This is a genomic window from Sinomicrobium soli (assembly GCF_003285545.1).
GTDB lineage: Bacteria > Bacteroidota > Bacteroidia > Flavobacteriales > Flavobacteriaceae > Sinomicrobium.
This window is the reverse complement of record NZ_QLNV01000005.1, coordinates 180,020-199,762: the sequence shown is the minus strand read 5'-3', so window position 1 is coordinate 199,762 and position 19,743 is coordinate 180,020. Positions and strand designations below refer to the sequence as shown.

Below are 19,743 nucleotides of genomic sequence, written 5' to 3'. Positions count from 1 at the left end.
GCGGTGCTTCCGGCTTCGGACTCCCGGCTTCCAGCCATCAGTTGAGCTTATAAGCGATTTCCTGTTTTTTCAACTCGCCCAGCAACTCGTTGGAGATACGGATTTTTCTTTTCCGGCTCGGCATGTGGAGCTTGAGCTTTTCATCCATTTTATACACGGTAAAACAAAGGGCGTGATCTCCCTTGTGGTCATTGACCAGGTCGCTTAACAAGCGGATCTTCTCTCCCCCGATGTCCTCCAGGTTGAGCTGTATGGTCAGCTTTCTGGCATAGTTTTCCATCACGTCCTGCAACAGCTGCATACTGTTGAACTGCAACCTCGGGTCGCCCCGTTGTCCCGTATCCTTGTTTACCCACCCCTCCCGGATAAACACCTTCATATAGATAAACGAATTGACCATCAGGAAATGCCTGAACTTAAGGTACTCTTCCCCGAAGATCTTAAACTCATACGAATCGGTATAGTCTTCCACTATAAAAGCGGCCCAGCCCTTGCCGTTTTTCGAGGTGCGGTGCTGTACATCGGCAATGACCCCGGCTATGGAAAGCTCCCTGTTGGTATAGCTGGCCATATCCTGGAGCAGTCCTATATTCCCGTTGCAGAAATACTGCATTTCCGTTCTGAAATCGTCCAGGGGATGCCCGGAAATATAAATCCCTACCACTTCTTTCTCCCTTTTCAGTTTTTCCATGGTTCCCCATTCTTCACACGGCGGGACCACCGGCTCGGGGATCTGTACTTCACTGGCTTCACCGAAAAGGCTTACCTGGGCAGAGTTCTTGCTTTCCTGGAATTTCGCAGCATAACGCATTACCTTTTCCAGGAACATTACCCCGTCTCCCTCATCGTGAAAGTACTGTGCGCGATGGGTGTCGGAAAAGGAGTCGAACCCTCCCGCGAGCGCCAGGTTTTCAAAAGCCTTTTTATTGGCTGCCCTGAGGTCTATCTTCTTGGCCAGGTCGAATACGGAACGATAGGAGCCCGATTCCCGGCTTTCGACAATGGTCTCCACGGCACTCCGTCCCACACCTTTTACGGCCCCCATTCCGAAACGGATGGCATTGTCCTTGTTTACCGTAAACTTGTAAAAGGATTCGTTTACATCGGGGCCGAGCACTTCCAGCCCCATCCGCTTACACTCCTCCAGGAAGAAGGACACCGATTTGATATCGTTCATGTTGTTGGAAAGTACCGCCGCCATGTATTCTGCCGGATAATTGGCCTTGAGATAGGCCGTCTGGTACCCGATCCAGGCGTAGCAGGTAGAGTGGCTCTTGTTAAAGGCATAACTGGCAAAAGCCTCCCAGTCTTTCCATATCTTTTCCAGTACGGCCCTGTCGTGCCCGTTATTTTCTCCCCCATCCAGGAATTTCGGCTTCAGCTGCTCCAGCAGGGCAAAGATCTTTTTCCCCATGGCTTTCCGCAACACATCGGCTTCACCCTTGGTAAACCCGGCCAGTTTCTGCGAAAGCAGCATCACCTGCTCCTGGTAAACGGTAATCCCGTAGGTCTCCTGCAGGTACTCTTCCATGGCCGGAAGGTCGTAGGTAATCTCTTCCTTGCCGTGTTTACGATTGATAAAACTGGGAATGTATTCCAGCGGACCCGGACGATAGAGCGCGTTCATGGCGATAAGATCGGCAAAGACCGTGGGTTTCAGTTCTTTCATGTACTTCTGCATCCCGGGAGATTCGTACTGGAATATCCCTACCGTTTCCCCGCGCTGAAAGAGCTCATAGGTCTTCTCGTCGTCCAGGGGGAACTCGTCGGGATCGAGGTCTATGTCGTGTTTATACTTTACCAGCTTTACCGTATCCTTGATAAGGGTAAGTGTCTTGAGCCCGAGGAAGTCCATCTTGAGCAGCCCGGCATTCTCTACCACGGAGTTGTCGAACTGGGTGACGTAAAGGTCGGAATCCTTGGCGATGGATACCGGGACAAAATTGGTGATATCATCGGGAGTAATAATAACCCCGCAGGCATGGATACCGGTATTCCGTACCGACCCTTCGAGTATCCGGGCCTGGTTGATGGTCTGTGCTTCGAGGTCTGAACCCTCCGCCAGGTTTTTCAGTTCATTCACCCGGAGTAGTTCCTCTGCCCTGAGGCTGGCTTTCAGCTTGTTGTCGTCGAAGGAGAATATCTTGCCCAGTTTCATATTGGGGATCAGCTTCGCGATCCTGTCGGCATCGCCCAGGGGCAGGTCGAGCACCCTGGCCGTATCACGGATGGATGATTTGGCTGCCATGGTACCGTAGGTGATGATCTGGGCTACCTGGTTGGCTCCGTATTTGTCGATCACATAATCCATGACCCGGCTGCGCCCTTCATCGTCAAAATCGATATCGATGTCAGGCATGGACACCCGGTCGGGATTGAGGAAACGCTCGAACAGCAGATCGTAGGCCACCGGGTCGAGATTGGTGATCCCGAGACAATACGCCACGGCAGACCCTGCCGCCGATCCCCGTCCCGGACCAACCGAAACCCCCATCTCCCGTGCTGCGGCTATAAAATCCTGAACAATGAGAAAGTAGCCCGGATACCCGGTACGCTCAATAACGCTAAGTTCAAAATCGAGCCGCTCCCTGATCTCTTCGGTAATTTCGGGATAACGCCTTTTGGCCCCCTCATAGGTAAGGTGCCTCAGGTAAGCGTTCTCCCCTCTTTTTCCACCGTCATTGTTATCCTCCTCGTGCTGAAATTCTTCCGGGATCTCAAATTTGGGAAGCAACACATCGCGGGCGAGTTCAAAAGGCTCAACCTTGTCTATCACTTCCCGGATATTGGCTATGGCCTCCGGCAGGTCGGCAAAGAGGCTTTTCATCTCTCCGGCCGATTTGAAGTAGTATTCCTGGTTCGGCAGTCCGTAACGGTACCCTCTTCCCCTTCCTATGGGGGTGGCCTGTTTTTCCCCGTCCTTTACACAGAGGAGAATATCATGGGCATTGGCATCTTCTTTGGTAATATAAAAGGTGTTATTGGTGGCCACCATTTTGACATGGTGTTTCCCGGCAAACTGAACGAGGACATTATTTACCCGGTCCTCGTCTTCCTGCCCGTGCCTCATAAGCTCAATATAGAGGTCGTCCCCGAACTGTTCTTTCCACCACAGCAGGGCCTCCTCTGCCTGGTTTTCACCTACGTTCAGTATTTTCCCCGGCACTTCGCCATAGAGGTTGCCGGTGAGCACAATGATATCGTCCTTATATTTTTTTATGACTTCGCGGTCTATTCTCGGTACGTAATAAAACCCCTGGGTATAGGCGATAGACGACATTTTGGCGAGGTTGTGATACCCTTTCTTGTTCTTCGCCAGCATAACGATCTGGTAGCCGTTGTCTTTCCTGCTTTTGTCGAGGTGGTTTTCACATACATAAAGCTCACAGCCCACTATGGGCTTGATCTCCACTTCGGCAGGTTCCTCTCCCTTTTCCTCAGCCTCCTTGTTCCTGGCCCTGGCTGCCTTGTTGTAATTGCCGATCTCCTTCACAAAATGAAAAGCCGCCATCATGTTACCGTGATCCGTAATGGCTACGGCCGGCATTTTTTCACGGGCAGTGGCCGCGACCAGGTCGGGCAGGCTGGAAGTGGCCTGAAGTACCGAAAACTGCGTGTGGTTGTGCAGGTGAACAAAATCCAGCTGCTCCAGTTCTGCCTTGTTGTCTTCGAGTTCCTGCCTGGAAATATCCCCTCCCTGTTGCTTGCGTATCCTTTTCCTGATGGCCTCCGAAGCAGCCTTGAGGTTGATGTGCTCCAGCCCGATAAGCTCTATTTCCTTCGGATTGTGCTCTTTAAAACGCTCAAAATACCCCGGAAGCACATCGAGCTCTTCTTTGGTAAACCCTTCCCCTATCCTGATAAGCTCAAAAAAGCAGCGTGTCGTGGCTTCCACATCGGCTGTAGCGTTATGCGCCTCGGCAAAAGCATCTCCGAACAGCTTTTCGTGCAGTTCGGTAAGGGTGGGCAGCTTGTATTTCCCGCCCCTTCCGCCGGGTATCCGGCAGAAAGCCGCAGTAACTTCCGTACAGGTATCCAGTACGGGCATGGACGTCAGCGGTGATTCCATCCCCCCGCGGTAGAACTCGCATCCCATGATATTGATATCGAATCCCACATTCTGCCCTACTATAAACTTAGCCTTGTCCAGTGCGGCATTAAACTTTTCGAGCATGTCCCGGAGCGCTATTCCCTGCTCTTCGGCCAGTTCGGTGGAAATACCGTGTATCCGCTCGGCGTCGAAAGGGATGTTGAAACCTTCCGGTTTTACGAGATAATCGCCGTGTTCCACCAGGTCGCCCATTTCATTGTGAAGCTGCCATGCGATCTGTATACAACGGGGCCAGTTATCGGTATCGGTAAGCGGGGCATCCCATCGTTTGGGTAGTCCGGTAGTCTCGGTGTCAAAAATAAGGTACATATGGAATGGGTTTCTACGCGTTGTAAGCGCAGATAAAATTACATATTATTTCGGGATAGTGAAAAACCGGGCAGGAAGGAGTTATCAACGGAAAAGGTTCAACAGGTTGTAGTGCAGCAATCCCCGGCTAGCTGTGAATACGGAACTTTTAAACCACCGGCCACCACACCGCCCTGATAGTGACCTTTGCTTCCGAATGGCTGGTCAGGGTATATCTCAACGAACATTACCGCGATGCCACACTAAGCAACCAATACCTCGCTGCACACTTCCATGTAACAGCACGTACGCTCCGCAACCATTTTAAGCGGGAGTACGGTACGACACCCCATCAATATTACAGCAGGCTACGGGTTACTCATGGGCTGGCCCTTATGCAACAGTATCACTACACGACACGCCAGGTCTATGATAAAATAGGTTATGGCGATGAAAGTTCGTTCCGGTATGCGCTAAAACAGTTCCGAAAAAACAAGGCACAGTAAGGCCTTGTTTATATTTTAACATCAATGCGGGGAAAACGGAAAGATCTGTGCAGAGGTTGCACGATTTTTACCGTTTTCTCCTTTAAAACCCCAAATGCCCCCTTTAATTTTACAGTAGCAAAAGGGACCGTTAGCAGTATAAGTCTCGTAAAACTATAGGATTATGCGTTTTATTTTGAGATATAGGCCTTGGATTGTAGACATCATCTGCCTGTTGTTTATCCTCCTCTTTGTGTACGCCGCCTGTACCAAGCTTATGGAATATGAAAAATTCCGGGTACAGCTGGGGCAGTCCCCTATACTAACGTCCATCGGTTCATGGTTGGTTTGGACAGTGCCTGCCGCAGAGCTGGTCATTGCCGGGATGCTGGTGGTGCCCCGCCTGCGGCTTATGGCATTGTACGCCGCCTTTAGCCTGATGACCATGTTTACGGCCTATATTTTTATCATCCTTACCTATAGCCCGTTTGTCCCCTGCTCCTGCGGGGGTATCCTCGAAAAAATGGGCTGGGAAGAACACCTGGTGTTTAACAGTGTGTTTATGCTGCTGGCCCTTACCGGCATACTGCTCCTCTCCCGGAAACAACCCGGTGTTGTTACCGGAAACTCCGAACCCTTACAAGCTCACCATAACTAACCGCGACATGAAAACAACGCTCCTTACCATAAGCTCCTGTTTTATACTCAGTATACTGGTCGTGGCCGGGCTGTTTGCCTGGTCCCGGCAAAAAACCCGTAAAGACAATGGGTTTTACCGGCTCTTGCCACCGCATCCGGCTATTAAAGTGAAGGCTATGGATTTGAATTACAATTCCTATTATGTAGCCGGAACGGACAAAGATGTGGTGTACCTGAGTAATTATACCGCTCCGTTACACCTTGTTAAGGTAAGTTTACCTGACCTGGACACCACCCATATCCAACTCCGGGTGGATGAGCCGGAAATGAAATTCCGGAAGAATACGGAAGTGGCCATACGCCCTCCCTATTTCTATCTTATGGATGGGGTTACCCCTATGTTGAAAAGAGGAAAACTGAACGAATGGACGGCCCGTGACTTTATGTATAACGAAGCTTTTTTCTCTACGGCCGTACCTTTTGGCAGTGCATCCCTCTTTATTGATGCTCTTAGCAACAAAACTAAAGAGCGCAGCCTGGGTATAGAGACCGATACCGAGCCTCATGTAAGGCTGGTGCCCGAAGTACTGGAAAAGCAATTGGACGGTATTTTCTGTACCAACGGAAAAATGCTGTACAACCAGGACCTGCACCAAATGGTGTATGTATACTACTACCGCAACCAGTATATCGTAACTGATACCACCTTAACGGTACAGCACCGTGCCCATACCATAGATACCATATCCAGGGTACGGATAAAAACGGGAACCATTAACGACGGCAAAACCAAAAAACTGGCCTCCCCACCGTATGTGGTAAACAACAACGGGGCCACTTCCGGGAACTTCTTATATGTACAGTCTAACCTCATAGCTAAAAACGAAAAGCCGGAAGACTTTGAACACAAGACTGTTATTGATGTCTACGACCTGGTACGGCAGGACTATGCCTTTAGCTTTTACCTACCCCCCTACCGGGAACAACGGGTATCCCGCTTTTATGTGATCGGGGATTACCTGCTGGCCTTATATGGGCAACACCTGGTACTCTATAGCGTATACAATGAATTTACATAACGATACCAACAACATTTTTCGCGCGAGAAGTACAGGGTTATAGGCCCCTGTATAAATAACCGCCTGTACTCACTGATTTATTAATTTTTTAAACGTTATTATCATGAAAAATTTTAAGTTTATTTTACCAGCAATGGTATTTGTAATGGCTATTGGAATGTCGTTTGCTTCCATATCCATAAAGGATGATACTCTGCAAACAGAGTATATTCAATTGACCGGGGAGTGTAGGAATATCACAGCAGGTTGTGATAGCTCTTCTTCACAAGACCCTCTTTGTGAAGTTCAATCCACGGTTACGGAGAATACTGCTTTCGTATTTCAAATACAGGATTCAGAAACAGTTTGTTCGCAACCGTTTAGGATGACAACTTCTACTCCTATTCCTATTGACGAAGACTTTTAATTGTCTAATGAATTGGGGGACTTACTTCCCCCAATTCTAATATATTAACATCATCAGACATTTAAAAAATCTAATTCTTACTCAGGGTAAAAGTAATTAAGTTAGCTTCATCCAGAATTTCATTGGCAAAATTTTGAATGTCACCAGATGTAACATTGTTTAAAGCGTTGTTTCGAAGAGAAAAGATATCATCACTTTCATCACCATCTCTGTATTGACCTACTAAATCTGATAGGCGTAGATTTGCCTTCCTTTTATAAATTAAATATATTCGATTTAAAGCATGCACGGCATAACTCATGTCCTTTTCCTTAATCCCATTATCTTTTATTTCTTCTAATTCTTCAAAAACAGCTTTTTGTACTGTTTCTTCTTCTCCAATTTTACACTCAGATACAATAGATAATTTTATCCAGTCGGGATTCCTATAGAATTTATGTGTTACACGAGGGTCATAAGATATATTATCATCGCTACGCAACCGATTAAAAATTATTCGATTCAATATCGTTGCAAGTATTTTAAATTTCGTTTCATTTTGTACAGTGTGTTGGATACTTTTGGTAAAACACATCTCAACCAATGCTCCATCATAGTCTTCCTTAACTTTAACAGTTTTTGGTCCATGTATAGCTATTCGCTGTACTTCAGCATTCATCTTATTACTCTTATTAAAATTTGGCAGGCTCCCTAAATAAAGATTAATGATAGGAATAACATTTTTTAAATCATAATCCCCAACAAAAACAAAAGTGAAATCTTCGGCAGTTGAAAACCGCTCCCTGTAGATTTGATAGGATTTCTTAAAATCTGTTTGGGCCAATCCTGCTAACCTGGTGGAATAACCCAATGTATTATGATCTCCTATAATATGGGCAATGGTATCATTAAATCTCTCTTTAGCTGTTACCTGTCCTTTTAAAAATTGCCGTTCGTTATTAAACCAATCTTTATATGCTTGTTCATTACAATTAGGATGAGTCAAATACAGATAAATTAATTGCATAAAATCTAAAAATTGATCTTTACCACATGAGCCTTTTATCCCTTCTTCGGAATGGTTTATATAAGGCATTAAATTTATAGATTTAGATTTCTGATATTCCCGTAATTTAAAATAGTCTATACTATTTACCCCACTATGTAAAATAATCCCGGCAGCATTATAAGCAGAAAAATAATCTTCAGATGTATATAAAGATGCTCCTCCCGGACTAAAACCATGTGCAAAAATTCTCTTTGATTTTTTTAACGGCTTTAATATCACTTTAACTCCATTATTTAGTTTTAACTCTGTTACTTCTTCTCCCTCTTTTATTTTATATGGTTTAGCGGCAAGTTTATCAATATCCGTTTCCGCCATTATTTTTTTAGGTAAACTATCATTTTTATAGGGAGAAACTTTAGTTCTCCAGGCTTGATCTATCCAACTTCTTATGGAAGCACTATCCAAATCTTTAATAGGACCGGGACTTAAAAGCACCAGGTCTGTAGATGTATCGGGACCGAATCTTTTCCCAAATTCCCCATTAACTTCATTAAGGGATATTTTATCAACCAGATCTATTTGCAATTCCTTTTTATCCTTCGGAAAAGCTTCCCTGGTAATAAAATGACTTAGACATTCTTCTAATACGATTTCATTATTCGAAAAGTCTTTGGCTTTAATTTCGCTGATTAACGCTTCTTTGATACTCACCAATTCACTCTTCGTAAAGCCATGGTCTTTAACTTGCTTTAATACTATTATAGCCGATTTTAGCATTGATTGAATCGAAGGCAAATCAGTAGTTTCCAAATCTATTACAAATACGGGATAGTCTTTTTGAAATTTAGCATCTATACCAATTACTCCAGAGTTATATTGTTTTTTGATTTGTTGTAACCGCCTTTTCAATAGAGCTCCGGTTACATTTTTAACCATCCTGTTTTTTAGGTCTATTTTCTTTATTATTTGACTTTCTTTTGGTTGCTTGAGATAAAGTTTCAACTTTGGGTTTGGCAGAATTCGATGTTCAATAATTATAAATTGCTCTTTATTTTTTAAATATTCTTCAGCATAGTTTCGTTGATTTCCTGTGTAATCGGAAGGTTCTAAATCAGAAAACCGATTTTTAATTTCTTCAATGATAACATTGGTACCCATTTTTAAATCTCCCACAATAATTAACCCCATTTTTTCAGGTATATACCAATGCTTATAGAATTCATAGAAATCCTCTACGGTATAATCCTTCATAAGTTCAGATAGATTGAAGTGGCTTTTTCTACCGGGAAATAAAATTGGCACAGATCCTAAAGTATCCAATGGGCTTCTATATCCTTTTTGAAATTCTTGCAACACTTCGTTTTTTACCTGTACTGTATTCTTGCCAGAAAAATAAAGATTACCGGCAATATCCCTAAAATATGTAATTCCAGTGATAAAAGCCTTCCTATTAGCTCCCCGAAAGTTAAAATCATATTGGGTATAATCTCCAAATGTGCGAGCATTGGTATCGTATTTACCCCTCATCCCCAAATTGACAAAGTCAATATCTTGCCATATTCCATTTGGATGATGTAAAGTCCCTGTAAAGGGAATATGTTCTATGGCATGGGCTATTTGATTTTGGTTTAAAGTTTCATTACGAGATCCTGCTCTAACCACAAATGCCATTAATACCTCACCACTATTTGATGCTTTGTTGTTAAAAATATAGTAGGTAAAACCATTATCGAGTTTCCCATAAGTAATATCCGGATTTAAGGGTAAAGAGTCCAAGATCAAACGAGCTTCCAGGTTTTGCGATATGATTTCTGTCCGGGGAAACAAGCCTACCATCAGGGAAAGAATAAATGGCATGGCTTTTTCCATAATATGCACATTGAGTTTAATAGCCATCATTATTAGGTTTAAGGTTGGGGTTTTTGGTGATTTCGGTTTCCGGAATTGGGAATAAGATGTCTGTGGCCTGCCAGGTCGGTTTTAGTGTACCTAAAACGGCATCTGCGGTATTGGTCCGTTTTAAATCCAGCCAACGGTGACCCCATTCGGTAAAAAACTCTTTACGACGTTCTTGTAGAATGGTATCGAGTAAAGTCGACTTGGTTATTTCTGGCTGTACATCAACAATAAGCGGTATTCCTGCCCGCTCCCGTATTTTGTCCAGGTCAGCAATAGCTTCATCCAACTTCTCCTGTTGCGCCCGGGCTTCAGCACGAATCAGGAATTGCTCGGCATATCGTAAAACAACAGAATATTCTAATGGAGTTCCAGTAGACAGCTTTACTTTGTATTTAAAAGGATAATAAAAGATAGGTTGATTTTCATCATTTGTATAGGTTCCAATCCAATTCATTAATCTTAAATCTTCATCTTCAAAAGAATTAACCAAGGCTTTCCTAAGCTTAAACCGAGGGGATGAAGATTCAATAATAAACAAATTCCCCTCCTTCGTAGAACCCGCTAATACTGGTTTTATCTGCCATATAGCTTCATGACTATTTTTTAAAAAAACCAGATTTATATCATCTGATAATTCATATATTTCCGTGGCACCAATAACCTCTTCGGCCATCGTCTCGGCTTTTTCCCATTCTTCAATGTATAGGTAGACTCTTGCCAATAAAGCTGTCGCTGTATAGTAATTGGGTCGTGTACGATCCTCTCCTATATACGCTATACTCAGAAATCCTCTGGCTTCTTCTAAATCTGTTATAATTTGGGTATACACTTCTGTTTCCGAAGTCCTTGATATCAAAGCATTCTCCCGGTAATCCGTAGTAAACACTAAAGGAACATTGCCATAAAGATTTACAAGGTGAAAGAGCGTAAAAGCCCTAATAAACAATGCTTCCCCCTGCAATTGTTTTTTCACCTCCTCGGTAACCCCTTTTGAAGTTGCTAATCCCTCCAAAATGGCATTCGCCATGTAAATTGTATTATAGGCCGAAGACCACAGATAACCATTTCCCGAATTATTTATAGTTATATCATTTTGATTAAATTCAATATCGGTATCGGAAGTGGTAAAACCGGACTCTATTTCATCGGCTACCAAACCACTTATTACAGTTACGGAATTAGGGCCACCACTGGCAAAGTTGTTAGCATTAAACAAGCCATAGTATAATCCTTGTACTGCTGAAATAGCAGTTTCGTCGTTCTCAAAAACAATCTCGTCAACAATCATGGAGTTAGGCAGTTCAATATCTACAAAGTCCTTACATCCGACTATAGAGAAACAAAAAATTAAGATGCCTATCGTTTTAAAACTATATTTGGTTTTCATTATGTTAAAATTTTAATTGTACACCCCCGGTAATCATTTTAAGGGCTGGTAAAACATCTGTCCCCCTGGTAGCATATTGCGGATCCAACCCTATAAAATTGGTCCAGGTAATTAGGTTCTGTGCATGTAAATAAAGTTTACAGGATTTCATACCAATTTTCGAAATGAAGGCTTTCGGTAAGGTATAAGACAACGATATGTTTTTTAAACGGATAAAAGAAGCGTCACTATTGTAACCTATATCACTACTTTTCGCATAGCCGTATAATGTATTATTTGAAAGAAGTGTTGTAAAGTTTTGAGTGTTGGGATTATTCCATAGTTCTTCAGCTATATTTCCTGAATTGTTTGGCCCCCTACCTGAAGCATAGTTATGAACAAAACGATTGGCTACTCCTTTCTGTCTCACAAACTCCAGCAAAAAATCAAGTTGAAAATTTTTGAATTGTAACGTGTTATTTAACCCACCATAGTACTTTCGTCCTAAGGGAATGGTCATAATACGGTCATCATAATTATACCTGCCATCTTCATTCACATCACGCACCTGGTATAAACCTGTTTCAGGATCTATCCCGGTATACTCATAGGCCAGGACAATATTTAACGGTTGCCCAACCCTATATCGATTGGCATAGGAAGACTGTTCTAAATCATCATACTTTACAAGGGTGTTTTTGGGCCAGGTGATATTAAAAGAAGTATTCCAACTAAGGTTAGCAGATTTAATGTTTAGCGTATGTACTTCCAGTTCCCAGCCCGTATTGCGAACCGTAGCCGGCATATTGGCCTGGACGGAGGAGAACCCGGTGACATCTGGTAAGGGATAACCTACCAATTGATTGGAAGAACGATTATAATACCATCCTATCCCGGTACGGATCCGGTCTTCCAGGAACCCGATGTCCAGGGCCGTTTCCAGTTTTTTATTGACCTCCCAGCCATAGTCCGGATTGGCCAACTGTGTGGGATATAAACCGCCAGGTCCATTAGTAGGTTGGTAAATAGCATAATAGCCATAATCCGGAATTTGATCGTTCCCCGTGGTTCCGTAACTCCCTCGTAACTTTCCGAAGTTTATGAAAGGTAAGACCTTCCTAAAAAGAGTTTCTTCGGAGAAAATCCATGCAGTACCTACCGCACCAAAGTTACCAAAACGGTTTCCGGGACCAAACCGACTTGAACCATCCCGACGTCCGGTCAAGTTAATAAAGTACTTTTTGTTCCAATTAAAACCGATTCTACCAAAAATTGCAGTGTATGCATACTCCGAATTGTTTTGTTTTGCGGAAACATTAGCTGCTGCACCCAAATTACCTATTAAACTTTCATTAGCGTAACCTTCCCCGTTCAGAGATAGTGCAACATATTCATTTTTCTGAAAGGTAGTCCCCACTAATACATCCAGTTTTGCATGACCTAAAGTTGTTGCGTAAAATAACTGGGGTTCAACAATCCATGACTTTCTTTTCGTATTACCATGTTGAGAACTATGGGAAACTCTTGATTGGTCTCTGGGCCTATAACTACTCTTGGGAATTTTTACCGTTTCTTCTACATTCAAATCGGTATATCCCAAATTAACTTTTAAAGATAAATCAGAGAAAAAAGAGTATTCTAAAGAAGAATTAACAATAAAATTATCGGTCTTAATTTCCTGTTCCTTTTGCTGACCCGCAAAAGGGTTGGACCACGTTTCATTTTCCCAGTTTAATTCCCCTCTATCGTTATAAATACGAGGAGCATTTGGAGGTAGCCAAATAGCTTGTCCAACTAAATTTAAATCAGCAAATAATCGATTATGGTCTACACCATAATTAAGGGAGAGTACCGCCTGGAAACGGTCATCATTGGACCTGTGATTCAGGTTTAAATTCCCGGTAAGTTTATGATACCCAAAATTACCCGGAAATACGGTCGTCTCCTGATGGTAAGAGCCTCCCAGCAAAAAAGAAGTACGGGCACTACCTCCGGAAACACTACCGTTTATATGGGTAATATTGGCAGAACCACCAATGAATTCCTTTTGCCAGTTTGTATAACGATTTTGATCCCAGGTGCCATTAATGTCGTAAGCAATAGCCGGGTATTCCGTAATACCGTCATTGGCAAAGGCTTCCCGGCGCATTTCCAAATATTGCCCGGTATTGAGCAAGTCCATGGTGTTTGATACCTTACCTACCCCGGTATATAGGTTAAAATCATAAATCGTTTCTTCCGCACCTTTTCCCTTTTTAGTGGTAATGAGTACCACACCATTGGCCCCGCGAGAACCATAAATAGAAGTGGCATCAGCATCTTTTAATACCTCAATACTTTCTATATTGTTCAAATTAATGGTTTGTAAGGGATCAATTCCTTGATCTGCAGGCATCAACCCTCTGGTTGATATGGGATCGGAAGACACAGGAACCCCATCTATAATATATAAAGGAAAACTGTCACGCCCTAAACTATTACGTCCTCTTATTTGTATTCCAGTATAAGAACCTGGCACACCACTAAACTGATTTATTTCTACTCCTGCCATCCTACCTTGAAGAGATTGTACGGGATTGGCCAAAGGTTGCAATTCAATTTCTTCAGATGTCACTCTACTGATACTCCCCGTCCTTTCCCTGTCCTTTACCGTATAATACCCGGCATTGACCGTAACCTCACCCAAGGCCATGACATCCTCCTGCAATACCACATTTAGCGTAAGCCGCTCCCCTACGCTTTCTTTCCGTGTTTTAAACCCTACAAACGAATATACCAGGGTATCCTGCGGGATGGCCGTAAGGGAATAGGAACCGTCAAAACCGGAGATCGTACCCTGCCCTTTGCCGGAGACTACAATGTTTACACCTCCTAACGGTTCTCCGTTACTGTCGGTAACCGTTCCGGATATCAGTCGCTGTTGTTCTCTTTGCTGTATATTTTTCAGGCTGGGGTATGCTTCCTGCCTGGGCTTAATAATAATGGTATGGTCTGCTGTCAGGGTTATGCTAAACTCTGCAGTTGAAATGCTTTGCGCTAATAGCTTATCTACCCTGATCCTTCCTTTTTTAAGCTGTACCCTCGGGATATCCCTGAACAGGTTTTCCGGGTATATGAAACGGTATTGGGTCTGGTCAATGATCATTTCAAACACCTTGTCCACGGTAACTTCCTTATCGGCATCAATGGTCACTTTTTCCTGTGCCCTGCCGTTTTCCATGGTAAAGCTGAAAACTGTGGTGCAGAATAAGAAAATGAATGCTCTCATAATACATGGTAACAGCCGTTTTCGTAGGTGGTTACGGCCCCTGGTTAATTTAATTTCCATAAATTTGCAATGTGTTAGTTAGACGTTGGTTTAATGATGCACGCTAAGAGGGACGAAGTTTGATACACGTGGAAATGGTTGGACTTCGCTCTCTTTTATTTTAGTATTACGTTTTTATCGCGGATCTCATAGTCGTTAATGACCCCAAAACTTTTAATGGTATTCAGGATATCCGCAATGTTCTGGTCTTTACCCAACACCCCTACAAAGCGCACTTCTTCCAGGGCCTTGTCGGCAAAGGTGACCTCCATGTCGTACCAGCGCGATAATACGGTCATGATCTCTTTCAGGGTTTTGCGCTGTAATACAAATTCCCCTCTGGTCCATGCGATCTCCCTATTCGCATCGACAGGGCCAATCGTGATATTGCTTCCTGAAACAGGTACCGCAGATTGCTCGCCGGGGGCCAGCATCTCTTTTGCCGCAGTGGTACTGACAGCTACTTTACCTTCTACCAGGGTGGTGTAGACATGGCTTTCGCCTTTATAGGCCTTGATGTTAAATTTCGTTCCCAGTACTTCCGCTTCCTGGTTTTGGTTAAGCACCTTGAATGTCGAACCTTTATGCGCCGTACTCGGGGATACCTCAAAATACGCCTCCCCGTAAACCAGTTCTACCCGGCGGACACGGCCATCGGCAAAACGAACCGGGTATTTTAACCGGCTCTCCGAATTAAGCCAGACTGTAGTACCGTCTGACAGTGTTACCACAAACTGGCCGCCTCGGGGAATGGTCAGGGTATTAAAGGCTGGCTCCGCCCTGTCCGGCTTTCCTGCTTCCTGATAAACAATCTCTTCCCCATTACTGCTGGCGCTTCTGGTCTGATAAACGGTTCCCTTTTGCAGCGAAACTTCAGACCCGTCTTCCAAAGTCAGCACTGCCCGATCGGTACCGGGCCGGATATTGTTGTTTACAATTACCGGGCCTGTGTTTCCGGTAAAAAGGTGATTCGAAAGGAAATAGCCCGTGGCCAGCATCCCCATAACAACAGCCGCGGCCGTGGCATATTTCCAATAAGGTGTTTTCCTTTTCTGCGGCGCTTTTTGATCTTTTCGCATAGCCTTTAACAACTGCTTGCGTATACGCGCTGCCGATGCGTCTTCCATATCGGGATACTTATACAGCAGTTCCGCTATGGCTTCGATAGCGGGGACCTCTGAAAAATCTTCGGAATGCTGAAAATAGGATACGATCTGTTGTACTTCTTCTTCGGTGCATTCCCGGTTGACGTATTTGATAAATAATTCCTTCATTTTTTAAGCTTTACGGAGTTCACAGGACATGGATTACACCAGGGGCATATGTATGTACGCATTTTAACTGTGCTGTACCTGTAATACTCCCGAAACAAAAAAAAGTACCATGCGTATTTCATTTTTTTTGCCGGAGATTGCAAAAACCTAACACATATTCACCTCCAAAACAATCTATATTACTGATTACAAGGGATAAACAAACCAAAAGCTATATTGGAATTTTTACAACCAGTTTTTGTAAAAAAGGAAAAGGATAATGGAGATGTGTTTGTGCTTTAAAAGAAAATCGCGAAGTGTTTCCAGAGCCATGCTCATCTGGTTTCTTACCGTGTTTTTGGAAAGCCCCAGTTCTTTAGCTATTTCCTCATAGCTTTTGCCTTCGTAACGCGACATTTCAAAGATCTGCCGTCTGCGGGGAGGTAGCAGGTTCAGCGCTTCCTTTTTTATTTTTTCCACCTCGGTTTCACGTATATGCAGATCGGTACTGTCAGTGAATTTCCGGCTGCTGTAAAAGATCACTTCTCTCAATTCCTGGTCTTTAGCCGCCTTTTTAAGAAAGGTAATGATCCTGTTTCTGGTTATGGTAAAGAGATAAGATTTAAAGGATAATTCCGGACTTAACGTTTCCCGTTTCTGCCACACCTTTAAAAAGACATCCTGTACGATTTCTTCAGCATGGGGTTTAGACCCTAACATACTGTAACTGTATTTGTACAAAATATTACGGTAGGTATCAAAGAGCTGTTCGAAAGCCTTTTCATTGCCTCCGGAGAGCAACCTGATCAACAATTTTTCCTGATGTGCCCGATCTGTTGGCATGGGTCTGGTTTGATAAAAAGAACCTTTAGAATCTGAAACAATATTAAGTAAATTTTATGAATACCTATTGTTTTGTTTTAATAATCCATACCGCTCCCCATCTTACAACTATGGAATATCCGGTCCTTTTTTGCAGGCCGGCCTACCCTCCATTCCTGCATGAGCAGGGACATATCATGATGAGAAAAGCACTTTTGCTGTATGTCGCGAGCCCGGCCAGGACGAACATCTGACCATTGAAAACGGTGAGATTCCCGGTCAGCGCCATACCATCATCCGTCAAGACGAACACAGTACCATAAGAAACGAACATAGTTCCGGTAAAAACAATATCATGGCCGGCCATAAGGAGTAGGCGGCTAAAAGAAACCGTACCGCAACCAGCCGACACCGGTATGCAACCACCAGAGACAAACACCTTGCCGGTATGAACGATACCGTGGCTCACGGAAACCCTACCGTGACCGGTCGAAAGGCATGTATGATCATTGGCAGGAAACAGCTTTCCTGCCATCGCAATCTTCATGACGTCTACAACAAAACCCCGGCGTATGGCCGGGGTTTCCCGATGATCCGGAACCATGACGTTCCGGTAAGAGACGCTACCGTACCGGTATAAAACATTACCGTGTATGCAGCACCTTCCTGAAATACCGGAACGCTATAATCCCCAGCACGAGTACGCCGATGCTCCACCACCGGGGGAAGCGGAAGGCCGTCCGTGATTTGCGGCTTTTCACGGTACTGCCGCTTTCTGCTTTACGCATATCTGTTTGTTGCCGGGTGGTCCGGCCTGTTTCAATGCCCTGCCGGCCCTGCCGGGTGGCCTTTTCTACTGTTTGTTGCCGGTATACGAGCAGTTTGGCAGCCCGCCCGGAAAAACCCGAATCGGGATGATAGGTAAAATCACCTACCGGTGTGATGGTCAGCAATTCGCTACCGGCGCGGAACTGCCTAGCGTACCACTGCACCAGCGTATCCCTCCGCAGGAGGCTGTCCCGGCGACTCAGGACTGCTCCGGCCGACGACGCGCTTCGGCTTTCCGTATGCTGCTCTTTTAAGGCGGAACAGGCCCCGATCCCGGTAATTACCGGGACCAGGACTGCCCAAAATATCCACAAGGATCTCATGGCCGCATCAGTTATTTACCCGTGCCCGCAATGCATGTACCGGGCTCCATTGGCTTACGCCCTTCTTATTGCGCGAGCGTACGCGGAAGTAATAGGTGACCCCGTCGGTGACCGGCGCATAGAAATTGCCCGTGGCCCGCGGCGCCGGGTCCAGGTCTTCCCAGGCCGGCTCCCCGGCTTCATCCAACCGGGAGGCAATCTGCATTTCGTACAGGTAAGCCTCCCGGATGGCTTCGAATTTCAGCAGTAGCTCCCCCGGCCGGTTGGAGTCCGCCAGGCGTGCCCATGCCGAGGCCCGTGGCACCCGGGAGGTCTTCGGCGAGCTGACTGGCAGGAAGCCCGAACTCAGTTGAACGGAGCTCACTTCCGTAAAGTTATTGATATAGCCCGCTACCTTACGCATCATCACCAGCAACCGCTCCCGGGCCTCATCTTTCTCTTCCTTCTGTACGCCGCTGGCACGCCCGCTAGCCGTGATGGCCTGTTTGGCCACATAATCCAGCGCCACGGGTTCGTATGCTTCGAATGCCGGGTCCAGTTCGGGGAAGTTCGTATTCGTACGCAGGGCATCTGCCGTGCGTGTGGCCATGGCCGCAAGGTCCGTATCGCTCAAATGGCCATAGTTCGTGATTAATTTTGGTGTTCGCATTTTTTTAAGTTTTTTGATGTTAAGCATTTTGTTCTGTAGCTCTCTGCGGTCCTCTGTGCAACTTTGTGTAATAGCTTATTTCACAGAGACACACAGAGACACACAAAGGTTTCACAGCGATTCACAAAGGTTCTCTATAGCAGGTCTAATCAACCGTCCAACGGGCAATAAGGGCAACGGTACGGACGGGACGCCGTTTACGCACCACGGCATCGTCTACATTCCCTTCTACCGTGAGGCAGTATTTGCCGTCCCAGCCGTCCACAAAGCCGCAATGGGCAATGCGCTTTTTACGGGCGCTATAAATCCCGAATACATCGCCCCGGCGCGGAGCTGCCCGATCACCGGTGGCCGTCCACCTGCTTCCGGGTAATCGGTCAGCCACACGCCAGACGATACGGCCCGAAGGGAACAGCGCGGCAGCCCATGCATTCCTCGGCTCCGGGTAACCCGCCCTGCCATGGCACCAGCTTACAAAGGCCGCACACCATTCATGTCTTTCCGGAAGCCCACAATACCGCAGGTATTCCGCTATTCGCGGTCCGTCGTTACGGCCGGTGGCTTCGCGTACGCCGACCTCCGAGTGGTACACAGCGGCCAAGTCGCTGACCTCCCCTTGTCTGCTATCTTTTACAATAAAGCCAGGACCACCAGGACCACCGCCCAGAAATAGGACAAGCAGAGGCAGCCATGGCATAAGGTGCGTTGCCATACCGTCAATTCATTTAAGGATTTAACCATCGATCGACAGGCCGTTGCGGCAGCCATCCTTGCCAGGGCCACCACCAGCAGCGCCAGCGGCAGCATACTGAGGATGCCCGCATCCAGCACCCCGGCCGTGGTATCCCACAACCGCAGTAACGGGCCGCTCCACAGGAAGAGCGCCAGGGCCGGCAGCACTGCCAGCACATCCGTCAACAGGATCACCGGCAGCTTTCCCACCCACCGGCGAAGGCGTATGCCGAAGCTGCTGTGCAGCCGGTGTACGCTTGCGGTGTCGTTCCACCATTGTGCATTTCGTTCTATTTGCATTGGTTTTCTTTTTTTGAGTTTGACTTTTTTTAGGGCTCCCTTCTTCAGATGAAGAGGGGTGGGCCACTTTAGTGGCTCGGGGAGTTTGACCCAGCCCAGGCCCTGGGGATTACCCCAGTCTTTTGTGTTTTTCCTATGGCCTGGGCTTTCTAACCCTCCGTCACACCTTACGGTGTGCCACCTCCCTTTATCAAAAGGGAGGAGCCCTATGTTATGATGAGTTCGGTTATTACATTATTTAGGCAGTACTTAGTAACCCATTAACTTA

At 45.5% G+C, this 19,743-nt stretch carries 15 protein-coding genes; 5 read left to right on the top strand and 10 right to left on the bottom strand.

Annotation, left to right across the window (positions count from 1 at the left end):
- Nucleotides 1-37: 37 nt before the first annotated feature.
- The gene (gene dnaE, locus DN748_RS08315; protein WP_112371321.1) at nucleotides 38-4,420 is read right to left on the bottom strand and encodes a DNA polymerase III subunit alpha; all 4,383 of its coding nucleotides are present in this window, start codon (nucleotides 4,418-4,420) and stop codon (nucleotides 38-40) included.
- A gap of 179 nt (nucleotides 4,421-4,599) precedes the next feature.
- Between dnaE and DN748_RS08310 the strand changes: the two genes are divergently transcribed.
- The 4 genes from DN748_RS08310 to DN748_RS08295 all read left to right on the top strand — a co-directional run bounded on the left by DN748_RS08310 (nucleotide 4,600) and on the right by DN748_RS08295 (nucleotide 7,008).
- The gene (locus DN748_RS08310; RefSeq protein ID WP_161554508.1) at nucleotides 4,600-4,905 is read left to right on the top strand and encodes a helix-turn-helix domain-containing protein; all 306 of its coding nucleotides are present in this window, start codon (nucleotides 4,600-4,602) and stop codon (nucleotides 4,903-4,905) included.
- Between the two features lie 163 nt (nucleotides 4,906-5,068).
- Complete coding sequence (locus tag DN748_RS08305; RefSeq protein ID WP_112371319.1) at nucleotides 5,069-5,542, top strand: MauE/DoxX family redox-associated membrane protein; 474 nt, start codon at nucleotides 5,069-5,071, stop codon at nucleotides 5,540-5,542.
- 7 nt (nucleotides 5,543-5,549) lie between these two features.
- Nucleotides 5,550-6,602: a hypothetical protein gene (locus tag DN748_RS08300; protein ID WP_112371318.1), complete on the top strand. Its 1,053-nt coding sequence runs from the start codon at nucleotides 5,550-5,552 to the stop codon at nucleotides 6,600-6,602.
- 103 nt (nucleotides 6,603-6,705) lie between these two features.
- Complete coding sequence (locus DN748_RS08295; RefSeq protein WP_112371317.1) at nucleotides 6,706-7,008, top strand: DUF6520 family protein; 303 nt, start codon at nucleotides 6,706-6,708, stop codon at nucleotides 7,006-7,008.
- 70 nt (nucleotides 7,009-7,078) lie between these two features.
- On the opposite strand, the gene DN748_RS08290 is transcribed toward DN748_RS08295, so the two are convergent.
- The 5 genes from DN748_RS08290 to DN748_RS08270 form a co-directional block, all read right to left on the bottom strand.
- Nucleotides 7,079-9,865, bottom strand: a complete 2,787-nt coding sequence (locus DN748_RS08290; RefSeq protein WP_161554507.1) for a M16 family metallopeptidase — start codon at nucleotides 9,863-9,865, stop codon at nucleotides 7,079-7,081.
- A gap of 16 nt (nucleotides 9,866-9,881) precedes the next feature.
- Nucleotides 9,882-11,282 (bottom strand): RagB/SusD family nutrient uptake outer membrane protein, encoded by a 1,401-nt coding sequence (locus tag DN748_RS08285; protein ID WP_112371315.1) that lies wholly within the window; start codon nucleotides 11,280-11,282, stop codon nucleotides 9,882-9,884.
- 4 nt (nucleotides 11,283-11,286) lie between these two features.
- Complete coding sequence (locus DN748_RS08280; protein ID WP_236636818.1) at nucleotides 11,287-14,529, bottom strand: SusC/RagA family TonB-linked outer membrane protein; 3,243 nt, start codon at nucleotides 14,527-14,529, stop codon at nucleotides 11,287-11,289.
- A gap of 155 nt (nucleotides 14,530-14,684) precedes the next feature.
- On the bottom strand, nucleotides 14,685-15,842 hold the full coding sequence (locus DN748_RS08275; RefSeq protein WP_112371314.1) for a FecR family protein: 1,158 nt from the start codon (nucleotides 15,840-15,842) through the stop codon (nucleotides 14,685-14,687).
- A 225-nt stretch (nucleotides 15,843-16,067) separates the two neighbouring features.
- Nucleotides 16,068-16,664, bottom strand: coding sequence for an RNA polymerase sigma factor (locus tag DN748_RS08270; RefSeq protein ID WP_112371313.1), 597 nt, complete (start codon nucleotides 16,662-16,664; stop codon nucleotides 16,068-16,070).
- Between the two features lie 427 nt (nucleotides 16,665-17,091).
- Between DN748_RS08270 and DN748_RS18965 the strand changes: the two genes are divergently transcribed.
- Nucleotides 17,092-17,283 carry a hypothetical protein gene (locus tag DN748_RS18965; RefSeq protein ID WP_146746578.1) on the top strand — a complete coding sequence of 64 codons (192 nt, stop codon included), beginning with the start codon at nucleotides 17,092-17,094 and terminating at the stop codon, nucleotides 17,281-17,283.
- Between the two features lie 4 nt (nucleotides 17,284-17,287).
- On the opposite strand, the gene DN748_RS08260 is transcribed toward DN748_RS18965, so the two are convergent.
- The 4 genes from DN748_RS08260 to DN748_RS08245 all read right to left on the bottom strand — a co-directional run bounded on the left by DN748_RS08260 (nucleotide 17,288) and on the right by DN748_RS08245 (nucleotide 19,475).
- Nucleotides 17,288-17,794: a hypothetical protein gene (locus DN748_RS08260; RefSeq protein WP_112371311.1), complete on the bottom strand. Its 507-nt coding sequence runs from the start codon at nucleotides 17,792-17,794 to the stop codon at nucleotides 17,288-17,290.
- A gap of 7 nt (nucleotides 17,795-17,801) precedes the next feature.
- Nucleotides 17,802-18,443 (bottom strand): hypothetical protein, encoded by a 642-nt coding sequence (locus tag DN748_RS08255; RefSeq protein WP_146746577.1) that lies wholly within the window; start codon nucleotides 18,441-18,443, stop codon nucleotides 17,802-17,804.
- Nucleotides 18,444-18,588: 145 nt separating this feature from the next.
- Nucleotides 18,589-19,035, bottom strand: coding sequence for a CHAP domain-containing protein (locus DN748_RS08250; RefSeq protein ID WP_201741445.1), 447 nt, complete (start codon nucleotides 19,033-19,035; stop codon nucleotides 18,589-18,591).
- Nucleotides 19,036-19,073: 38 nt separating this feature from the next.
- Nucleotides 19,074-19,475 (bottom strand): hypothetical protein, encoded by a 402-nt coding sequence (locus DN748_RS08245; protein WP_112371308.1) that lies wholly within the window; start codon nucleotides 19,473-19,475, stop codon nucleotides 19,074-19,076.
- Nucleotides 19,476-19,743 lie beyond the last annotated feature (268 nt).